The sequence below is a fragment of the Mycolicibacterium sp. lyk4-40-TYG-92 genome, assembly GCF_030209435.1.
Lineage (GTDB): Bacteria > Actinomycetota > Actinomycetes > Mycobacteriales > Mycobacteriaceae > Mycobacterium.
Genome location: NZ_JARVRX010000017.1, coordinates 173,422 through 191,029 on the forward strand (window position 1 = coordinate 173,422; position 17,608 = coordinate 191,029).

A 17,608-nucleotide genomic window follows, 5' to 3' on the forward strand; every position below is an offset into this window, starting at 1 on the left:
CATGGCCAACGATTTCGAAGCTATCCGCCGACGCCGCGCCCGCATCGCCGGTGTGCTTCTCCTGGTCGTCGCGCCGGTTCTGCTCTTTCTTGCGCTGCTGTCTTTCCACATGACCTGGGGCGCGGCAGCGACCGTCGGCGGACTGGCCTTTGCGATCGCGTTCGGGCGCTGGCGTCTACGGGAGGGCACATGGCCCTGGCAACCCCCGCGGTAATGCCCACTAGATACGACATTCACGGCATTTGACGGCACCCGAACGAGATAGCACACCTAGGGAGCGCAACTATGTCTCAGCAGTCCAAACATCAACCCGGGCAACCATATTCGGACGACCCCCTCGGCCCCGGTCCACGCAACGGGGCCGGTACCGCCGCGCTCGTCCTGGGTATCCTCACGATTCTTGGCGCGGGGTTTCTGGCGATAGAAATTCACGGCGCAGCAACCGGGATGTCAGGGCCTGTACCGATCGGCGCGCAGTTGCGCACATTCCTAGTTGGAGTGCCCGCGGTTGCCACCGGGATCATCGGTCGCCGGCGGGCCCAACGTGGCGACGCCAGCAACGGTACCTCTGCCGTGGCCGGCCTCGCGACCGGCCTGGCCGGCATCACCGTGGCCATCGCGGCCATCGTGCTGTCCGGTAGCTATTGACCTCTAGTACCTAATTGGGCCATCGACTGCGGGGCGTTGAGCCAGGGCGCGCGTCGACGTACTCATTCAGCGAAAGCACCGGTGGATCAGTCCTGTTTGTCAGGGAACAGGCACCGATGAGCGGGGCTCAAATGCGTGGAACCGCGCGCGTAACCAATGTGATGGAACACCACAGCTAGCGCTCGGTGCAATCGACTCCGACGAACACGCCACCGAACCTGGCTTCGCCCATGTGGCAGAGCCCGCCATCGACCGACACCAGGCCGTTATGGGTGACTTGTGCGCAGACGCTGCGGTCATCGGCGTGCACCGCCTCGAAGCCGCCCGAGAAGTCGGTGTTGTAGCCCTTTACGATTCGGCCATCCGTGCAGACAGTCTTGGCGTAGCAGTCGTCGCACACGCTGGTGTACTGCCGGTACCTTCCGATCGCGGGAAGCCCGCAGAGCGGACACGGATGCGCCCCTTCATCTTCCGCGGGCACTGCAGCCAGCCAGTCTGCGGCAGCCAGACTGCGCAGCGCCGCAGCCTCGGTGGATTCGCTTGTACACCTTCGCAATCGAATCAGCACGGTGTCCGCTCTCGCGATATCGGTGACGCCGAGGCGCTCGGACTCGGGTAAGTCCCCGACACTCACGGCGCCTCGCACCAGTGCGGCGATCGCAGCGCGATGCCACACGCTGACATCTTCGAGGCGAAGTCGTCGATGCTGGTGCTGGGTTTGACGCCAGAATTCCTCGATTTTCGCCCGCCTGCCTGCGGTAGTTCCCGGATCGATCGTCCACGTGCGGCCGCCATGGATGTTGCAGATGAACATTCCGCGGTCGCAGCGAAATGCGTAGCCGCCGTTGAGTTCATCGCCGTTGAATCCGTCGTGGGTCACCTCCACGACCGATGATGGATCATCGGCCCAGTCCACCGCGAGCGCGTGGACCTTCGCTCGGTCGACGGGGCCCTCGATCGCCTTCATTTGTCAAACCTTTCAGTCCAGCGTCGGTGGGTCGGTGATGTCGCACAGGCGAAGTTCGTCGTCTTCGACGGCGAAGTGGAAAACCTTGCCGTTGTCGCTGCCGCCCGGCCGGAAGAAGAACACCATCATCGACCAGCTGGTGGCGGCGTCCTCGGTGAAGTCGCCGAACCCGAGAATCTCGATCGACGAACCGGGTGCCCCGACCTGGGCCAGGCGCTTACCGGCGTCGGTGTCCGGGCCGGACGCCGCGCACGTCAGCGCACGCACGTTGGCGTCCTGGCGGTCGCGGAGCTGCTGTGCCCACAGCCGCACGGTGCTCTGGGCGACGGCTTCACCTTGATCGCGGCTCATCGCTGCGGCCGCGGCGATGGGCCGTATTGTCACTCGCTCGTGGGTCAGTGCGAATCCGACTGCCGCACAGAGCGTTGCTACCGCGACGATCGCGGCCAGTAGCGGCCAGCGGTACCCGGCCGGTCGGGGTGTTATGAGATCGCCCCGCATACTTTGAGCTCACCGTCCTCGTTAACCAGCACGTACGTGTCGCCGAAGAAGTTGTTGGCGCCGACCGAGGCGTGTTGTCGTCCGGTCGGGGTGAGGCCGATCTGCCGGTACATCACGTCGATCTGGGCGCCGTTGCGGGTCTTGGCGTACCGGAAGAACCCGTCGATGTGGTCGCGGGCCTCGACCCGGTACCCGGTTGGGTCGAGGATTGTTGGCAGGTCCCGGGCGATGGTGCCGGTGGGGTTGGCGCACGTCAGCTGCCGCACCGTCGCCGTGTCGCCGCTGTCGGCGGCCTGCAGCCAGGCGGTGACCACCTGCTGGGCGTGCAGTTGCTCGGCCGACGGCGCAGGGGTAGGGGTGAGTTCGGCGCGCGGGGCCGGCCAGATCGTCATTGCCACCAGCACCGCGGCCGCGATCGACGCCACCACGGCCACCGCCCACAACCCCCACCCAGTCCCACCGCGCGCGGGCATTGACGGCGACGGGACCGGCTCGGTGGTGCGTTCGCCGCTCATCCGCATCGAGGGAGTTGAACGGGATTTCGGGGCTGTAGTGCCATTGTCACGGCTCGATGTTATGCGGCCTCATGTTGTGGGCGCACGGTGCTGTGCGGGGTGGTGCCGGGCGCTGAGCGCGTCATCGGCGGCGGGGGCAGTCCCCGGCTTGATCGCGACCTGCTTGTCGGTCGGCGGCCAGCAGCGTTACCGGTGAGGTCCGTGGCTATGGAAGTGAACGCGCTGGCGGGGCGCAACGTTCGTGGTACGACTGGCATCAGCGGTCAACGTCCGTGTAACCAACCTGGTGGAACACCACAACTAGTGGTAGAGAACCGTCCGCATGATCACCCGACGGTCTCGGGTTCGTCGGCCGCGTCCCCCAGCCTCATCCGGCGGTCGATGCCGATCGCGTCGAGGAACCGCTCGTCGTGGCTGACGACGATGAAGGCACCGCGGTAGGCATTCAGCGCGGATTCCAGTTGCGCGACGCTGACCAAGTCCAGGTTGTTGGTCGGTTCATCGAGCAACAGCAGGTGCGACGCGGGTTCGGCGTACAGCACGCAGGCCAGCGTCGCGCGCAACCGCTCCCCGCCCGACAGGACCGAAACCGGCAGATCAATCCTGTTGTCCTGGAACAGGAACTGCGCCAGAAGATGCCGTCTGCGGGTGATACTCAGGGTCGGCGCCCAGGCCATCAGGTTCTCCAGGACACTGCGCTGCCCGTCCAACAGGTCCAGGCGCTGCGACAGATAGGCGATCCGGCCGTCGCCCCGGGTCAGCGTTCCGGTATCAGGTTGCAGGTCGCCGTTGATGATCTTGAGCAGGGTGGACTTACCCGCGCCGTTGGGGCCGGCCAGGGCGATCCGTTCGGGTCCGCGGATATCGAGGTCGATTCCATTATCGGCGAACAACGTCCGTCCACCGCGCTGGATGTTCAGGCCGCTGGCGGTCAGCACGGTCCGACCCGCCGGCACTTCCGTGTTCGGCAGATCGAGGGCGATGACGTCATCATCGCGCACCGCGCGTTCGGCAGCGTCGAGGCGGGCTTTCGCGTCGCCGACGCGTCGGGCATGGACCTCATCAGCGCGCGCCGCAGACTCCTGAGCATCGCGTTTCAGTTTGCCTGCAACGATTTTCGGTAGCCCGGCGTCCTTGACGTTGCGGGCAGCCGTGCCCGCCCGGCGGGCCGCGCGCTCTCTGGCCTGCTGCATCTGCCGCTTCTGGAGTTTGAGTTGCGACTCTGCATTGCGCATCTCATCCACTGCCGCGCGCTGCGCGTCGGCGACCGCGTCCTGGTACGCCGCGAAATTACCGCCGTAGAACTGAATGTCACCGTCGCGCAGTTCGGCGATGCGGTCCATGCGGTCGAGCAGCGCGCGGTCGTGGCTGATCAACAGCAGGGTGCCCGGGTAGCGGTCCAGTTCGTCGTACAGCCGTTGCCGTGCAGCGGAATCCAGATTATTGGTGGGTTCGTCGAGCAGCAGGACATCGGGACGCCGGAGCAATTGCGCGGCCAGCCCGAGGGTGACGACCTCGCCCCCGGACAGGGTGCCGAGCACCCGGTCGAGGGGGACGTCGAGGCCGAGCCGCGCCAACTGCGCGGTACTGCGTTCTTCGATGTCCCAGTCATCGCCTATGGCAGTGAACACAGCCTCGGAGGCGTCACCGTCCGCCAGTGCCGTCAGAGCAGCCAATACGGGTGCGACTCCGAGTATTTCGGCGACGGTCAGGTCGGTGGCGAACGGCAGCGTCTGCGGCAGGTAGCCGAGAGAGCCGTCGACGGTGACCGAGCCGCTCGTGGGCTTCAGCTCTCCGGCAATGAGTTTGAGCAGTGTGCTCTTACCGGCGCCGTTGGGGGCGACCAGTCCGGTATGACCGGCGCCCACGGTGAACGACAAGTCCGAGAACAGCTCGGCGTCGTCGGGCCAGGAGAACGACAAATGGGAACACGCAATAGAAGACATGCAAAAGCTCTCGTGAGAGTGAACGGGGCGAGTGCGTACTCCGGTTATCCGGAGATGTCTTCTCCCAGCATGTTTCGGCCCACCTCGGTTGACAGCAATTGCACCACCCACGGTACTCACCGACGCAACTGATTATTCGGGGTCAGTATCCCCGCAACTGATCCAGCTGCCGCCGTTCACGTTTGGTGGGCCGGCCAGCGCCGCGGTCGCGGACCGGCACGGCAGGCATCGTCTCTTTAGCCGGTGGCGGCGGGCTGCGATCGATCAGGCATTCCGGCACGATGGCCGCACCCACCCGCTTGGCGATCGGACGGATGACCTCGACGATGCGCTCACGGCCCTCGATCCGGACCCGGACCTCGTCACCCGGGCTGACCAGCTGCGCCGGTTTGACGGTGACACCATTGACGCGCACATGCCCGGCCCGGCAGGCCGCCGCCGCCAGGGCCCGGGTCTTGGTGATCCGGACCGCGAAAATCCAGCTGTCGACGCGGACGCTACTCAACGTGTCAGGTACCGCCGCAGGATGTCGGTGACCGCGGTGATGTCTGCCGTCGTCACCCTCTCGTCGACCTTGTGCGCGAGGTTGGGGTCGCCGGGTCCGTAGTTGACGGCCGGAATGCCAAGGGCGGCAAAGCGGGCCACGTCGGTCCAGCCGTACTTGGCGCGTACCTGTCCCCCGGCGGCGGCGACCAGCGCGGCTGCGGCGGGCTGCTTCAGTCCCGGCAGTGCACCGGCGGCGGAGTCGGTGAGCTCGATGCGGACGTCAAGACCGGCGAACACCTCGTGCACATGCGTGAGCGCCTGCTCGACGCTGCGGTCCGGCGCGAACCGGAAGTTGACGGTGACCGACGCGGCGTCCGGGATCACGTTGCCGGCGATACCGCCGTCGATGTCTACCGCGGACAGGCCCTCGCGGTAGACGCAGCCGTCGATGTCCACCTGCCGGGCCTGGTAGGCGGTGAGCCGGTCGAGAACCGCGCCGAGTTTGTGAATCGCGTTGTCGCCCAACCAGGATCGCGCCGAATGCGCACGCGTGCCGGTGGCATGGACGATGACACGCAACGTGCCCTGGCAGCCGGCTTCGATGAGACCGCCCGAGGGCTCGCCCAGGATCGCGACGTCGGCCTCGAGCCAGTCGGGCAGTTCACGTTCGATGCGGCCGAGGCCGTTGGCGCTGGACTCGATCTCCTCGCAGTCGTACATGACGAGGGTGATGTCGTGCGTCGGCTCGGCGATGGTGGCGGCCAGGTGCAGGAACACCGCGTCGCCGGCCTTCATGTCGGACGTGCCGCAGCCCCAGAGTTCGTCGCCCTCGAGCCGGCTGGGCAGGTTGTCCGCGGCCGGGACGGTGTCGGTGTGCCCGGCCAGCAGCACGCGCGACGGCCGGCCGAGGTTGGTCCGGGCCAGCACGGCGTCGCCGTTGCGGATCACCTCGAAATGCGGCGCCTGGGCCTTGAGCGCGGCCTCGATCTCGTCGGCGATGAGCTGCTCGTGCCGTGATTCGCTGGGAATGTCGACCAGCGCGGCGGTCAGAGCGATCGGGTCGGCGGTGAGATCCAGCATTCAGCCAGGTTAGTCGGTCGGCCGGTTCAGGCGACGGCGCGCAGGGCCCGGATGGCCGGTGCTGTGGACGCACCGAGCAGCGTCGACCGGTCGGCCGGGTAACGCACGTCGATGACGGCATCGTCGCCGAACCGGTAGGGCTTGCCAAGAATCAAGCCCGCCAACTGCTTTCGCATCCGGGACAGCTCGGCCCGCACCGTGACCACCCGACTCCGGTCGCCGTAGAGGTCCTCGGCGAGCTCCGATGCCGACCTCCCGTTGCGGTGGATCGCCAGCACCAGCAGGATTTCGGCGTGCCGCAGCGAGATGTCATGGCGCCACCCACCGAACTGCCCGGCCATCTCGAGGACTGGAGCCCCGCGCAGGTCCAGCACGACGCGGGTGGCAGTCGCGTCGTCGTCGGTTGCGGCAATGGATGGCCGGACCAGCCACCCGCCGGGCAGCATCTCGACGTCGCACCGCCCGAGGGTCGGGATCCAGGCCCGCCCCGGAGCCAGTTCGTCGGGCAGCAGAATCCGGTTGTGCAGCGGCATCTGGTCGACGGCGGCCACCCAGCCGTCGGCGTCGACCGCCAGCGCCGGAGCGCCGATGCGCGCCAGGATGGGGGCCGCGACCATCCGCAACCGGTTCAGGGTCCCCTCGTGCTGCTCGCGCAGGTGCGCTTCGGCCAGGCGCGCGACGGCGTCGACCAGCGCGACGGTGGTGGGGTGCACCGTCGCGGCCGGGCCGGAGACGTCGACGACGCCGATGACCTGGCCGGTGCGCGGGTCTCGGACCGGGGCGCCGGCGCACGTCCAGGCGTGGTGGCTGCGCAGGAAATGCTCGGCGGAGAAGACCTGCACGGCCCGGTTGGACGCCAGCGCCGTCCCGATGGCGTTGGTGCCGACGGCGCCCTCGCCCCAGTTGGCGCCCTCGACGAACCCGAGGCGATCGGCCTTGCCCAGCACGGCCGCGGACCCGGACCGCCACAGCACCCGGCCCCGCGCGTCGGCTAGCACCAGGATGTTATCCCCTTCGGCGACAATGGATTCCAGCCCGCGCGACACGTCGTCCAGCACGGCCAGCAGGCCCGATGACCTGCGTAGCGCATCCAGCCCGGACGATTCGATGACCGGCGGGATGTGGGTGTCAGGGTTGACGCCACGGGCCAGCATGCGCTGCCACGACTCGCCGATGACGTCCCGCGGCCGCGCGGGGGCCCGGCCGCCGGACATCGTCGCGTCGTAGACAGCCGACATCAACCGCGCGTAACTGCGCGGGTCCTCGCCAACAGCTACTGCTGGTTCAGGCACGGCCGGGCTCTGCATCATCGCCGATTGTGCTCCGCATGTCAGCGATAAACCAGACCGCCGTCGATCAGACCGGCCTGCCCGGTCATGTAGTCGGCGTCGGGTCCGGCCAGATACGACACGAACCCCGCGACGTCGTCGGGCGTTTCGGCGCGGCCCAGCGCGATGCCGCCGACGAACTTGGCATAGGTCTCACCGACCGGGGCGCCGGTGAGTTCGGAGAACCGCTTGTCGATCTCCACCCACATGTCGGTGCCCACCACGCCGGGGCAGTAGGCGTTGACGGTTATGCCGTCGGCGGCGTGCTCCTTGGCGGCGGCCTGCGTCAGGGCGCGCACCGCGAATTTGGTGGCGCTGTACGGCCCGAGCATGGCGAAGCCGTCGTGCCCGGCGATCGATGAGGCGTTAATGATCTTGCTGACTTTGCCGTTTGCCTGGTTCCCGAGTTCCTTGAACTTCGCGACGGCGGCCTGAATACCCCACAACACGCCGTCGACGTTGATCGACCACAGCCGCTGGAGGTCCTCGGGTGTGACGTCGGCGAGCGGGCCGACCAGCGCGACACCGGCGTTGTTGACCATGATGTCGAGGCCGCCGAGTTCGGTTGCCACGTAGTCGACGGCGGCGAACACCTGGTCCCGGTCACCGACATCGGCGACGAAAGTGGTGAACTTGCAGCCGATTTCGGATACCTCGGCGGCCACCTCCGCCAACGGATCGGCTTCGACGTCGACGAGTGCGACGTCGGCGCCGTCACGCGCCAGCCGCAGCGCGATGCCGCGTCCGATGCCGCGTCCGGCCCCGGTGACCAGGGCTACCTTTCCTGCCAATGCCATTGCTGTTTCTCCGCTCATCGCGTCGGGTCGACCAGAACTTTCATCTTGTTCCCCGCATGTAGTGCTTCGAATCCCTCGGCGACCACATCCCCGATCGGGATCTGGGCCACCCATCCGGTGGTGTCGTAGGCGCCCTGCGCCATCAATGCGATGACGGCCTCGAAGTCGGCACCGGTGTAACACAGCGAGCCCTGGATGCGGGACTCGTTCATCACCAGGTTCAAAAGTGGTGTCTGCAATGGCTTTTCGTATATCGCGACGCTCACCATGGGCTTGCGGGAGCCGACGCAGGCCAGTGCTGTCTCCACTGCGGGAGTGACGCCGGCGGCGTCGAACGCGGCGTCGGCCCCGGCGCCGTAGGTGTGGTCGGCGATGAAGCCGGGCACATCGGTGACGGTCGGGTCGAGCGTGACGGCGCCGAGCTCTTCGATGGCGGCCCGCCGCGTCGGCGACGGCTCGACAACGAAGATCTCCTGAAGTCCCTTGCCGCGCAGGGCAAACCACAATCCGATGCCGATGGGACCGGCGCCGAACACCATCGCGGTGTCACCGGGGCCAACGTCGCCGAGGGTCGCCGCGTGGTAGGCCACCGACATCGGTTCGACGAGTGCCCCGAGTTCCAGCGAGACGTTGTCGGGCAACCGGTGCAGCATGTTCGCCGGCACCACGGTGTACTCGGCCATGCCGCCGTCGGACATCAAGCCGTGGAAGCCGATCTGCTGGCAGACGTTGTAGTTGCCTGCCGCACAGGGGCCACAGTGGCCGCATTTGTAGATCGGTTCGACGGCCACACGGTCGCCCTCACTCCAGCCCGTGACGCCGGCGCCGACGGCGGTGATGGTGCCGGAGAACTCGTGACCCAGCGTGAGCGGCAACTCCCGATGGGTCAGCGGATGCGGCTCCGTGGGGACGAAGATGGGGCCGGCGTAGTACTCGTGCAGGTCGGTGCCGCAGATGCCGTTGAAGCCGACCTGCAATTGCACCTGGCCCGGCCCGGGAGTCGGGATGGCGACGTCCTCGACCGAGACTTTGTTGGGTCCGTAGTACACAGCTGCTCTCATGCGACCAGTTGTATGTGACCGCGACCACACCACGACAGAGTTGCAGGAGGTTGCAACGCTGCAACGTGGTGCAACTCTTGCCCGGCATCGCGCCCTGGCTGTGTTCTGAGTCACATGACCGCAACACTGGAACCCACCACCGCCGTCTCGCCGCAGCAGCGTGTCGAGACTTGGCTCGCCAACTTCGAAGCGGCGCTGGCCGCACAGGACATCGACGGCGTCATCGGGATGTTCGCCGTCGACAGCTTCTGGCGTGACCTCGTCGCCTTCACCTGGAACATCAAGACCTTGGAAGGACGCGGGGCCGTCGCCGAGATGCTGCGCGCACGGCTGGCCGACACCACCCCATTCGGGTTCCGGACCCGCGAACCCGCCACCGCCGACGGCGACGTGACGTCGGCGTTCATCGAGTTCGAGACGGCCACCGGTCGCGGCTCGGGCCACCTGCGGCTGCGCGGCGACGAAGGCTGGACGCTGCTGACCACGCTGCAGGAACTCAAGGGTCACGAGGAGCGCAAGGGCGCGACGCGGGTGCTCGGTGCCGTGCACGGGTCCGATCCCGACCCGCGCTCGTGGGCCGAGAAGCGCGCCGAGGAAGAGGCGACGCTGGGGCGCGAAAAGCAGCCCTATGTGCTGGTGATCGGCGGCGGCCAGGGCGGTATCGCCTTGGGTGCTCGCCTGCGGCAGCTCGGCGTGCCGTCCATCGTCGTCGACAAGCACGAGCGGCCCGGCGACCAGTGGCGGGGGCGCTACAAGTCGCTGTGCCTGCACGACCCCGTCTGGTACGACCACCTGCCCTATCTGCCATTCCCGGCCAACTGGCCGGTGTTCGCGCCGAAGGACAAGGTCGGCGACTGGCTGGAGTTCTACACCAAGGTGATGGAGGTGCCGTACTGGTCGCGCACCGAATGCCTTTCGGCGACTTACGATTCGGAAGCGGGCCGCTGGACCGTCGAGGTGAACCGTGACGGCGAGCGCATGACGCTGCACCCGACGCAACTGGTGCTGGCGACCGGGATGTCCGGGAAGCCCAGCGTGCCAACGCTTCCCGGCCAGGATATCTTCGCCGGCGAACAGCACCACTCGAGTCAGCACCCGGGGCCGGACCGGTACGTCGGCAAGAAGGTCGTCGTGGTCGGCTCCAACAACTCCGCGCACGACATCTGTAAAGCGCTGTACGAGAACGGCGTCGACGTCACGATGCTGCAGCGCTCGTCGACGCACATCGTCAAATCGGATTCACTGATGGAGCTCGGGCTCGGTGACCTCTACTCCGAGCGCGCGGTGGCTGCCGGCATGACGACCGAGAAGGCCGACCTGACCTTCGCATCGCTGCCTTACGCCATCATGGCCGACTTCCAGCGGCCGATCTACGACGCAATCCGGGAGCGGGACAAGGACTTCTACGCTCGGCTGGAGGCCGCCGGTTTCGAGCTCGACTTCGGCGACGACGACTCCGGCCTGTTCATGAAGTACCTGCGCCGCGGCTCGGGCTACTACATCGACGTCGGCGCCTGCGACCTGGTGGCCGACGGCTCGATCAAGTTGGCGCACGGCCAGGTGTCGCACCTGACGGAGAACGCCGTGGTGCTGGCCGACGGCACCGAGCTGCCGGCCGACGTCGTCGTCTACGCCACGGGCTACGGCTCGATGAACGGCTGGGCCGCCGACCTGATGGGCCAGGAGATCGCCGACCGGGTCGGCAAGGTGTGGGGCCTGGGCAGTGGGACCGCCAAGGATCCCGGCCCGTGGGAGGGCGAGCAGCGCAACATGTGGAAGCCCACACAGCAGGAGAACCTGTGGTTCCACGGCGGCAACCTGCACCAGTCGCGGCACTACTCGCTGTATCTGGCGCTGCAGCTCAAGGCCCGCTACGAAGGCATCCCGACGCCGGTCTACGGCCTGCAGGAGGTCCATCACCTGCAGTGAGCTGGTTCCCTCGCGAGCCTGGGGGCGCCGCCCGCTTGTGGGTGGTGCCCCCAGCTCAGCGCTGGTTCAGTAACCTTGGCCAACGTGACTTCTTCTTCTGGTGCATCCGGCATCGGCATCGCCACCATCACCGCCGACGGAACCGTCCTCGACACCTGGTTCCCGGCACCCGAACTGAACGCTGACGCCGCGGCCGGCCCGGTCCCCGCCGAGCTGGAAGCCCTCGTCGGCACCGATGAGGACCGCGGCGTGCGCACCGAGATCGTGCGCACCACCATCGCCTCGCTCGACGACAAGCCTGCCGACACCCACGATGCCTGGCTGCGCCTGCACCTGCTGTCGCACCGCCTCGTGGCGCCCCACGGCGCCAACCTGGACGGCATCTTCGGCCTCCTGACCAACGTGGTGTGGACCAACTTCGGTCCCTGCGCGGTCGAGGGCTTCGAGACCGTCCGCGCCAAGCTGCGCCGTCGTGGCACGGTCACCGTGTTCGGCGTCGACAAGTTCCCGCGCATGGTCGACTACGTCCTGCCCACCGGCGTGCGCATCGCCGACGCCGACCGCGTCCGCCTGGGCGCGCACCTGGCGTCGGGCACCACCGTCATGCACGAGGGCTTCGTCAACTTCAACGCCGGCACGCTGGGCACGTCGATGGTCGAGGGCCGCATCTCGGCGGGTGTCGTCGTCGATGACGGCTCCGACGTCGGCGGCGGCGCGTCGATCATGGGCACGCTCTCCGGCGGCGGCAAAGAGGTCATCTCGGTGGGCAAGCGCTGCCTGCTGGGCGCCAACGCCGGTCTGGGCATCTCACTCGGCGACGATTGCGTCATCGAGGCCGGCCTGTACGTCACCGGCGGCACCAAGGTGACCACCGCCGACGGCCAGACCGTCAAAGCCAAGGAACTCTCCGGTTCGAACAACCTGCTGTTCCGCCGGAACTCGGTCAGCGGCGCGGTCGAGGTCGTCAAGCGCGACGGCACCGGCATCACGCTGAACGAGGCGCTGCACGCCAACTAGTTCTGCCCGCCGAGCCTGAGGCGGAGTGCCGGCTCGGGCTCGGCTTTTTCATGCCCAGGGGCCGACGCCCGTCACCTTGTCGATGGTGATGCGCGTGAGGAATCCCGGGGGCGCGCCGGCCGGCGGGAACTTGCCCTTGAACTCCGGTGCCATGACGTCGGTCAGCCGGGTCAGCACCTCGGGTGCCCCGCCCTCGACGATCCGGGCGGTACCGCTGATCGCGAGGTAGGGGTTGACCGACGCCGCGCCCCGGTCAGTGCCGATGATGGTGACCGCAACCCTGGGGTCGCGGCGCATGTTGCGCAGCTTCTTGTAGTCGCCGAGGTGCGCGCTGACCAGCTCGTCACCCTGGAGTTCAACCCACACCACCGAAACCTGCGGGCTGCCGTCGGCGTTCAAGGTCACCAGAGTCGCGTTGGCGCCGTCTCCGATGAGGGCGCGGGCTTCGTCGCTGAGTTGCATGGCATCTACAAGGTATCTGCTTCCCCAGCCATTCCCGCCGGGACTGAGCTTGTGCGCCGGGAAGTTGGAGGTTTTCCCCGGGGACACCGGCGCATATTCATCACTAGCGTCAATCCGGTGAGCACGACGACCGGCGACGCGGACACTTTGACACCTACCGACCCCGACGAGATCTCGGCGCCCGAATGGACTGGCAAGCAGAAGCTGGCGTTCCGGCTGTTCTTCACCATCGGCGGCGGAATCCTGATCCTCTCGGTGTACGGCAATCTGGGCCTGAGCCTGTTGCTGGCCCCGCTTCTTCAGGGGCTCGCAAACCTGGGCAGTTTCGTCACCCGTGGCGAGGGCGCGTACCTCAACATCAACGGCGGCGCTGATTCCATGGCGGAGTGGTGCCTGCACCTCGGCTGGATCCTGGTGGCCCTGGTGATCACCGCGGTGTGGACTGCGCTGGACCGGCATCGGCCCAACTACCGCGGCCTTGCCGCACTGCTGTTGGTGTTCGCCCGGTTCGGTCTGGCCGTCTCGATGCTGCTCTACGGTCTGGCCAAGCTCATTCCGACGCAGATGGCCTACATGATGCTGCCCGGCTACCAGATCCAGATGGTCGGCGACGTCAGCCTGATGAACACGCTGTGGGGTTTCATGGGCGCCTCGGACCCCTACTCGGTGGCCGCCGGTCTGGTCGAATTCGTCGCCGGTGTCCTGTTGCTGTGGCGGCGAACGTGGCTGCTGGGCGCGCTGATCGCGATCGTGGCCATGGGCCAGGTGTTCCTGCTCAACCTCTTCTACGACGTCCCGGTGAAGCTGGTCTCCGGCCAGCTGTTGTTCATCGCCGTCGCGATCACCACGCCGTACTGGCGAAGCCTGGCTCAAACGGTGTTCCAGCTTGGCACTCCCGAACCGGTGGCGCTGTGGCCGGCGTCCGGTTCCGGCAGGCGGTGGTTGCGCCGGACCGGCACCGTGGCGAAATTCACCATCGCCGGCGTCGTCACCGCGCTGGTCGCGACGTTCAGCGTCGTCACCTACCAGCAAATTCGGCACCGGGAATCGGACATCGACGGAGTCTGGCGCGCAACGTCATTCACGGTGGACGGCGAACAGGCGACGCTGCAGCAGACCTCGCCGTCACCGTGGACGAATGTCGGGATCGCCGACCGGGTCGGCGATTACACGAGCTTCGTCACCCAGGTCCCGGCGGGCTACGTGACCGTCTACCTGTTCGAGATCCACGACGACCGACTGGAGATCAAGAGGCACAAATCGGATCCGCCCATCGTGCTGCACTTTCGTCTGGACGGTCCCGACCGGCTGATGTTGACCGGCACGGTCGACGGCAAGCACATCGAGGGCGACTATCAGCGACGGCACATGCAGCGCAGCGAGTCTCACTTCCGGCTGGTCCAGCCGGAGATCGAGGGTGGCCCGGCCAGTCGTCTGCCCTAGACGAGGAGCTTCTTCTGCACCTTGCCCATGGCGTTGCGGGGCAGGCTGTCGACGAGGCGCACCTCGCGCGGTCGCTTGTGCACCGAAAGCTGCCCCGCGACAAAGTCGATGAGTTCCTGCTCCGACGCGGAGCCGACCACGAACGCGACGATGCGCTGGCCGAGGTCGTCGTCCGGCACGCCGACCACGGCGGCCTCTGTGACGCCCGGGTGGCCCAGCAGTACGGTCTCGATCTCCCCGGCGCCGACCCGGAAACCACCGGACTTGATGAGGTCCACCGACTCGCGGCCGACGATGCGATGCATGCCCTCGGCATCGATGACCGCGACGTCGCCGGTGCGGTACCAGCCGTCGTCTCCCAGCACCTCAGCCGTCGCGTCGGGCCGGTTGAGGTAGCCGCTGAACAGCGTCGGTGCGGAAACCTCCAGGCGCCCAATGGTTTCCCCGTCGTGCGGCACCGGTGAACCGTCCTCGGCAACCAGTCGGGTCTGCACGCCGTCCAGCGGCAACCCGACCCAACCGGGCCGGCGTTCGCCGTCGATTCGGGTCGACAGCGTGATCAGTGACTCGGTGCTTCCGTAGCGCTCCACCGGCGCATGCCCGGTGAGCCGCACGAGGTCGTCGAACACCGGCACCGGCAGCGCCGCACTGCCGGACACCAGCAGCCGGGCGCCCCGCAGCGCTTCAGCGGCCGCGGCATCGGCCACCACGCGGGACCACACCGTCGGTACCCCGAAATACAGCGAGCCGCCCGCTGCGGCGTACGCGGCCGGAGTGGGTTTTCCGGTGTGCACGAAGCGATTTCCGATACGCAGCGAGCCGAGCAGCCCGAGGATCAGGCCATGCACGTGGAACAACGGCAGGCCGTGCACCAGGATGTCGGCGGGGGTCCAGGCCCAGGCCTTGGCCAGTGCGTCGATGTCGGCGGCGATGGCACGGCGGCTGATCAGCACGCCTTTGGGCAGACCCGTGGTGCCCGAGGTGTACATGATGAGCGCCGTTGAATCCGGCGAGGGCTCGGCGTAGCGATGCCACGACCGGGCGTGCAACCGCACCGGGATAACGGGTAGCCCTTCGGTTGCTCCTTCTTCTGCAGGCGCCTCCCCCAGCCACGCCTGCGCCCCGGAGTCGATGATCATGTGCCGGCGTTCGGCGGCGCCGACATCGGCCGGCACCGGCACTACCGGCACCCCCGCGATGAGACAGCCTGCGATGGCCAGCACGGTCTTGGCGGTGGGCCGGGCCAGTACCGCCACCCGCGCAGCCCCTGCCACTCGCTCAGCCACCGACGTCGCAGCCCCGACCAGATCGCTGCGCGACAGGACCGCGCCGTCGATACGTACCGCGTCTTCGAGGTCGTGTCCGGCAGCGACAACGGCGGGGTTGAGGGAGGCCAGCAGCATGTGCGTGAGGCTACTCTGGGCAGGTGGACCCGATCGAGAGACTGTCCAGTCGTGAGGTGTACCGCAACAACTGGATGTCGGTGCGCGAAGACGACATCCGCCGCCCGGACGGCACCACCGGCATCTACGGAGTGGTGGACAAACCCACGTACGCCCTGGTGATCGCCCACGACGGCGACCGGTATCGCATGGTGGAGCAGTTTCGCTATCCAATTGGGCTGCGGCGCTGGGAATTTGTCCAGGGCACCGCGCCGGGGTCACTGGACGGCGACGAGCCCGCGCCCGCCGACCTGGCCGCGCAGGAACTCCGAGAGGAGACAGGGCTCCGTGCCGAGACGTGGGAAGTCCTGGGTCAACTGGACGTCGCACCGGGGATGTGCAGCCAACGCGGCTGGGCCTATCTGGCGACGGCCATTACCGAGGGCGAACACGAACGTGAGCATGAAGAGCAGGACATGCACAGCGAGTGGTTCACCGCCGACGAGATCGAGGACATGATCCGCCGCGGGGACATCACCGACGCGCAGACGCTCGCGGCGTGGACTCTGCTGCGGCTGCACACGGCTCGGTAAGGCGATCCTGCCAACTCGGGTAAACATCACGCCACCTGGGATGATGCCGTTCCGGCCACCTGTTGATGTGGGCATAACACCCAGCAGGAGGCAACGACATGAAGACGACGAGCCGTTTCACACAGCAGCCGGTGGGTCGTTACGTTCTCGCAGGCGCACTCGGTGTCGGAATTCTGGTGTCCCCGATCGTGTGGTCGTTCACCGACGGCGAGCAAAAGGCGCTACCGGAAACCGTTGTGGCATCACACAACAACCACGGCATCGATCAGTTGCAGTGGCTGCAGGACATTCAGCCGCACGCTCAGGCACCGCGCGTCGACACCACGGTGCACCAGAGCCAGTGATTCGCGATTCCGGCCGGCGCCGTTGTGCGCGAAGGATTTCGGCACTTGATCTCAACCATGGTTGAGGTTCTAGCGTCGAACGCGTGACCCGACCAGACGTGATAGTCGACCGTGTCGTCCTGCAGGACGGCTTCGTCCCAGTGATAGACATCAGCAGCGCCCGCAGCGGAGACGCGGCGCACCGCCAGGCGGTGGCCGACGCGATCGGTCGGTGCTGCGAGAGCAGTGGTTTCCTGATCCTGGTCGGGCACGGCGTGCCGTACAAGGCCATCAGCGACGTCAAGCGTGCCTTGCGCGAGTTCTTCGCCCTGCCGCAGGTCGGCAAGGACCGCGCCCGGGCAGTGCCCGGCGACCCGCTGGCCCGTGGCTTCAGCAGCGCAGGCAAGCTCGCGGCCACCAACGACGGCGCGGACGTCGAGGCCGAACACCAGGCACCGGACCGCGTCGAGAAGTTCGTCCACTTCCCGCTCGGCAACCCCGAAGGACTACGCGGCGACGGCTGGACCGACGAGCGGGTGGCGGTCGCCGAACGGTGGCCCGAACTCCCGGGCTTTCGCGTGGCCTACGAACGCTATTACGCCGAGATGGAACTGCTGGCGACCGAATTGTCCCGGCTGTTCGCGCTCGCCCTTGGCCTGCGCGAAGACTGGTTCGACGCATCGATCGACCGGCACAACTCCAACCTGATGGCCAACTATTACCCCGCCGACGACCGGCCGGCCGGCGAAATCCGGCTGAGCCAGCACACGGACTGGGGCAATCTCACGATCCTGTTGCAGGACGAATCGCAACGCGGGCTACAGGTTTGGAGTGACCGCGGCGAATGGCTCGATGTGCCCGTGGTTCCCGGCGCGTTCGTCATCAACATCGGTGACCTGCTGGCGCGGTGGACCAACGACCGCTGGGTCAGCACCGTGCACCGTGTGGTGAGCAACGGTGCCGGCGGAGAGCGGTTCAGCCTGCCGTTCTTCCACCAGCCCAATTTCGACGCCGTCATCGAGTGCATCCCCACCTGCGCGACAGCAGACAATCCGCCGCGCTACGAGCCGGTGGTGTCGGGGCCGTATCTGCTCGACAAGTTCAAGCTCGCTTACGCCCTCTAGGCGCGA

Annotated in this window: 19 protein-coding genes; 8 read left to right on the forward strand and 11 right to left on the reverse strand. The window is 67.2% G+C overall.

What is annotated here, in order from left to right; all coding sequences use genetic code 11:
* Position 1: 1 nt before the first annotated feature.
* Positions 2-214: a hypothetical protein gene (locus QRN63_RS23115; RefSeq protein ID WP_285033349.1), complete on the forward strand. Its 213-nt coding sequence runs from the start codon at positions 2-4 to the stop codon at positions 212-214.
* A gap of 284 nt (positions 215-498) precedes the next feature.
* On the forward strand, positions 499-648 hold the full coding sequence (locus QRN63_RS23120) for a hypothetical protein (protein WP_285033350.1): 150 nt from the start codon (positions 499-501) through the stop codon (positions 646-648).
* Positions 649-823: 175 nt separating this feature from the next.
* Here QRN63_RS23120 and QRN63_RS23125 read toward each other — a convergent pair whose 3' ends face one another.
* The 9 genes from QRN63_RS23125 to QRN63_RS23165 all read right to left on the reverse strand — a co-directional run bounded on the left by QRN63_RS23125 (position 824) and on the right by QRN63_RS23165 (position 9,329).
* On the reverse strand, positions 824-1,615 hold the full coding sequence (locus QRN63_RS23125; RefSeq protein WP_285033351.1) for a hypothetical protein: 792 nt from the start codon (positions 1,613-1,615) through the stop codon (positions 824-826).
* A gap of 12 nt (positions 1,616-1,627) precedes the next feature.
* Complete coding sequence (locus tag QRN63_RS23130) at positions 1,628-2,116, reverse strand: hypothetical protein (RefSeq protein ID WP_285033352.1); 489 nt, start codon at positions 2,114-2,116, stop codon at positions 1,628-1,630.
* Positions 2,098-2,637 (reverse strand): hypothetical protein, encoded by a 540-nt coding sequence (locus tag QRN63_RS23135; RefSeq protein ID WP_285033353.1) that lies wholly within the window; start codon positions 2,635-2,637, stop codon positions 2,098-2,100. Before QRN63_RS23135 ends, QRN63_RS23130 begins: the two co-directional genes overlap by 19 nt.
* Before the next feature lie 320 nt (positions 2,638-2,957).
* A complete protein-coding gene (gene abc-f, locus QRN63_RS23140; protein WP_285033354.1) occupies positions 2,958-4,577 on the reverse strand; it encodes a ribosomal protection-like ABC-F family protein in 1,620 nt (539 codons plus the stop codon).
* A 142-nt stretch (positions 4,578-4,719) separates the two neighbouring features.
* Positions 4,720-5,082: an Hsp15 family ribosome-associated heat shock protein gene (locus tag QRN63_RS23145; protein WP_285033355.1), complete on the reverse strand. Its 363-nt coding sequence runs from the start codon at positions 5,080-5,082 to the stop codon at positions 4,720-4,722.
* The gene (gene dapE / locus QRN63_RS23150; RefSeq protein ID WP_285033356.1) at positions 5,079-6,143 is read right to left on the reverse strand and encodes a succinyl-diaminopimelate desuccinylase; all 1,065 of its coding nucleotides are present in this window, start codon (positions 6,141-6,143) and stop codon (positions 5,079-5,081) included. The genes QRN63_RS23145 and dapE overlap by 4 nt, the downstream gene beginning before the upstream one ends.
* Before the next feature lie 26 nt (positions 6,144-6,169).
* Complete coding sequence (locus tag QRN63_RS23155; protein WP_285033357.1) at positions 6,170-7,450, reverse strand: GAF domain-containing protein; 1,281 nt, start codon at positions 7,448-7,450, stop codon at positions 6,170-6,172.
* Between the two features lie 23 nt (positions 7,451-7,473).
* The gene (locus tag QRN63_RS23160; protein WP_285033358.1) at positions 7,474-8,268 is read right to left on the reverse strand and encodes an acetoin reductase; all 795 of its coding nucleotides are present in this window, start codon (positions 8,266-8,268) and stop codon (positions 7,474-7,476) included.
* Between the two features lie 14 nt (positions 8,269-8,282).
* The gene (locus QRN63_RS23165) at positions 8,283-9,329 is read right to left on the reverse strand and encodes a 2,3-butanediol dehydrogenase (RefSeq protein WP_267315302.1); all 1,047 of its coding nucleotides are present in this window, start codon (positions 9,327-9,329) and stop codon (positions 8,283-8,285) included.
* Between the two features lie 114 nt (positions 9,330-9,443).
* Here QRN63_RS23165 and QRN63_RS23170 point away from each other — a divergent pair, with 114 nt between their 5' ends.
* Positions 9,444-11,258 carry an NAD(P)/FAD-dependent oxidoreductase gene (locus QRN63_RS23170; RefSeq protein WP_285033359.1) on the forward strand — a complete coding sequence of 605 codons (1,815 nt, stop codon included), beginning with the start codon at positions 9,444-9,446 and terminating at the stop codon, positions 11,256-11,258.
* Between the two features lie 84 nt (positions 11,259-11,342).
* Positions 11,343-12,275, forward strand: coding sequence for a 2,3,4,5-tetrahydropyridine-2,6-dicarboxylate N-succinyltransferase (gene dapD / locus QRN63_RS23175; protein WP_285033360.1), 933 nt, complete (start codon positions 11,343-11,345; stop codon positions 12,273-12,275).
* A gap of 48 nt (positions 12,276-12,323) precedes the next feature.
* Here dapD and QRN63_RS23180 read toward each other — a convergent pair whose 3' ends face one another.
* On the reverse strand, positions 12,324-12,737 hold the full coding sequence (locus tag QRN63_RS23180; RefSeq protein ID WP_267315305.1) for a PPOX class F420-dependent oxidoreductase: 414 nt from the start codon (positions 12,735-12,737) through the stop codon (positions 12,324-12,326).
* A gap of 99 nt (positions 12,738-12,836) precedes the next feature.
* On the opposite strand from QRN63_RS23180, the gene QRN63_RS23185 reads away from it, so the two are divergent.
* Complete coding sequence (locus tag QRN63_RS23185; protein WP_502888186.1) at positions 12,837-14,180, forward strand: hypothetical protein; 1,344 nt, start codon at positions 12,837-12,839, stop codon at positions 14,178-14,180.
* On the opposite strand, the gene QRN63_RS23190 is transcribed toward QRN63_RS23185, so the two are convergent.
* Complete coding sequence (locus QRN63_RS23190; protein ID WP_285033362.1) at positions 14,177-15,583, reverse strand: acyl-CoA synthetase; 1,407 nt, start codon at positions 15,581-15,583, stop codon at positions 14,177-14,179. The two genes, QRN63_RS23185 and QRN63_RS23190, sit on opposite strands and share 4 nt — an antisense overlap.
* Positions 15,584-15,606: 23 nt before the next feature.
* On the opposite strand from QRN63_RS23190, the gene QRN63_RS23195 reads away from it, so the two are divergent.
* From QRN63_RS23195 to QRN63_RS23205, 3 genes are all read left to right on the forward strand, one after another.
* Positions 15,607-16,155 (forward strand): NUDIX domain-containing protein, encoded by a 549-nt coding sequence (locus tag QRN63_RS23195; protein ID WP_267315311.1) that lies wholly within the window; start codon positions 15,607-15,609, stop codon positions 16,153-16,155.
* Positions 16,156-16,253: 98 nt separating this feature from the next.
* Complete coding sequence (locus tag QRN63_RS23200; protein WP_267315312.1) at positions 16,254-16,499, forward strand: hypothetical protein; 246 nt, start codon at positions 16,254-16,256, stop codon at positions 16,497-16,499.
* Positions 16,500-16,582: 83 nt separating this feature from the next.
* A complete protein-coding gene (locus tag QRN63_RS23205) occupies positions 16,583-17,602 on the forward strand; it encodes an isopenicillin N synthase family dioxygenase (RefSeq protein WP_285033363.1) in 1,020 nt (339 codons plus the stop codon).
* The last annotated feature ends 6 nt before the right edge of the window (positions 17,603-17,608 follow it).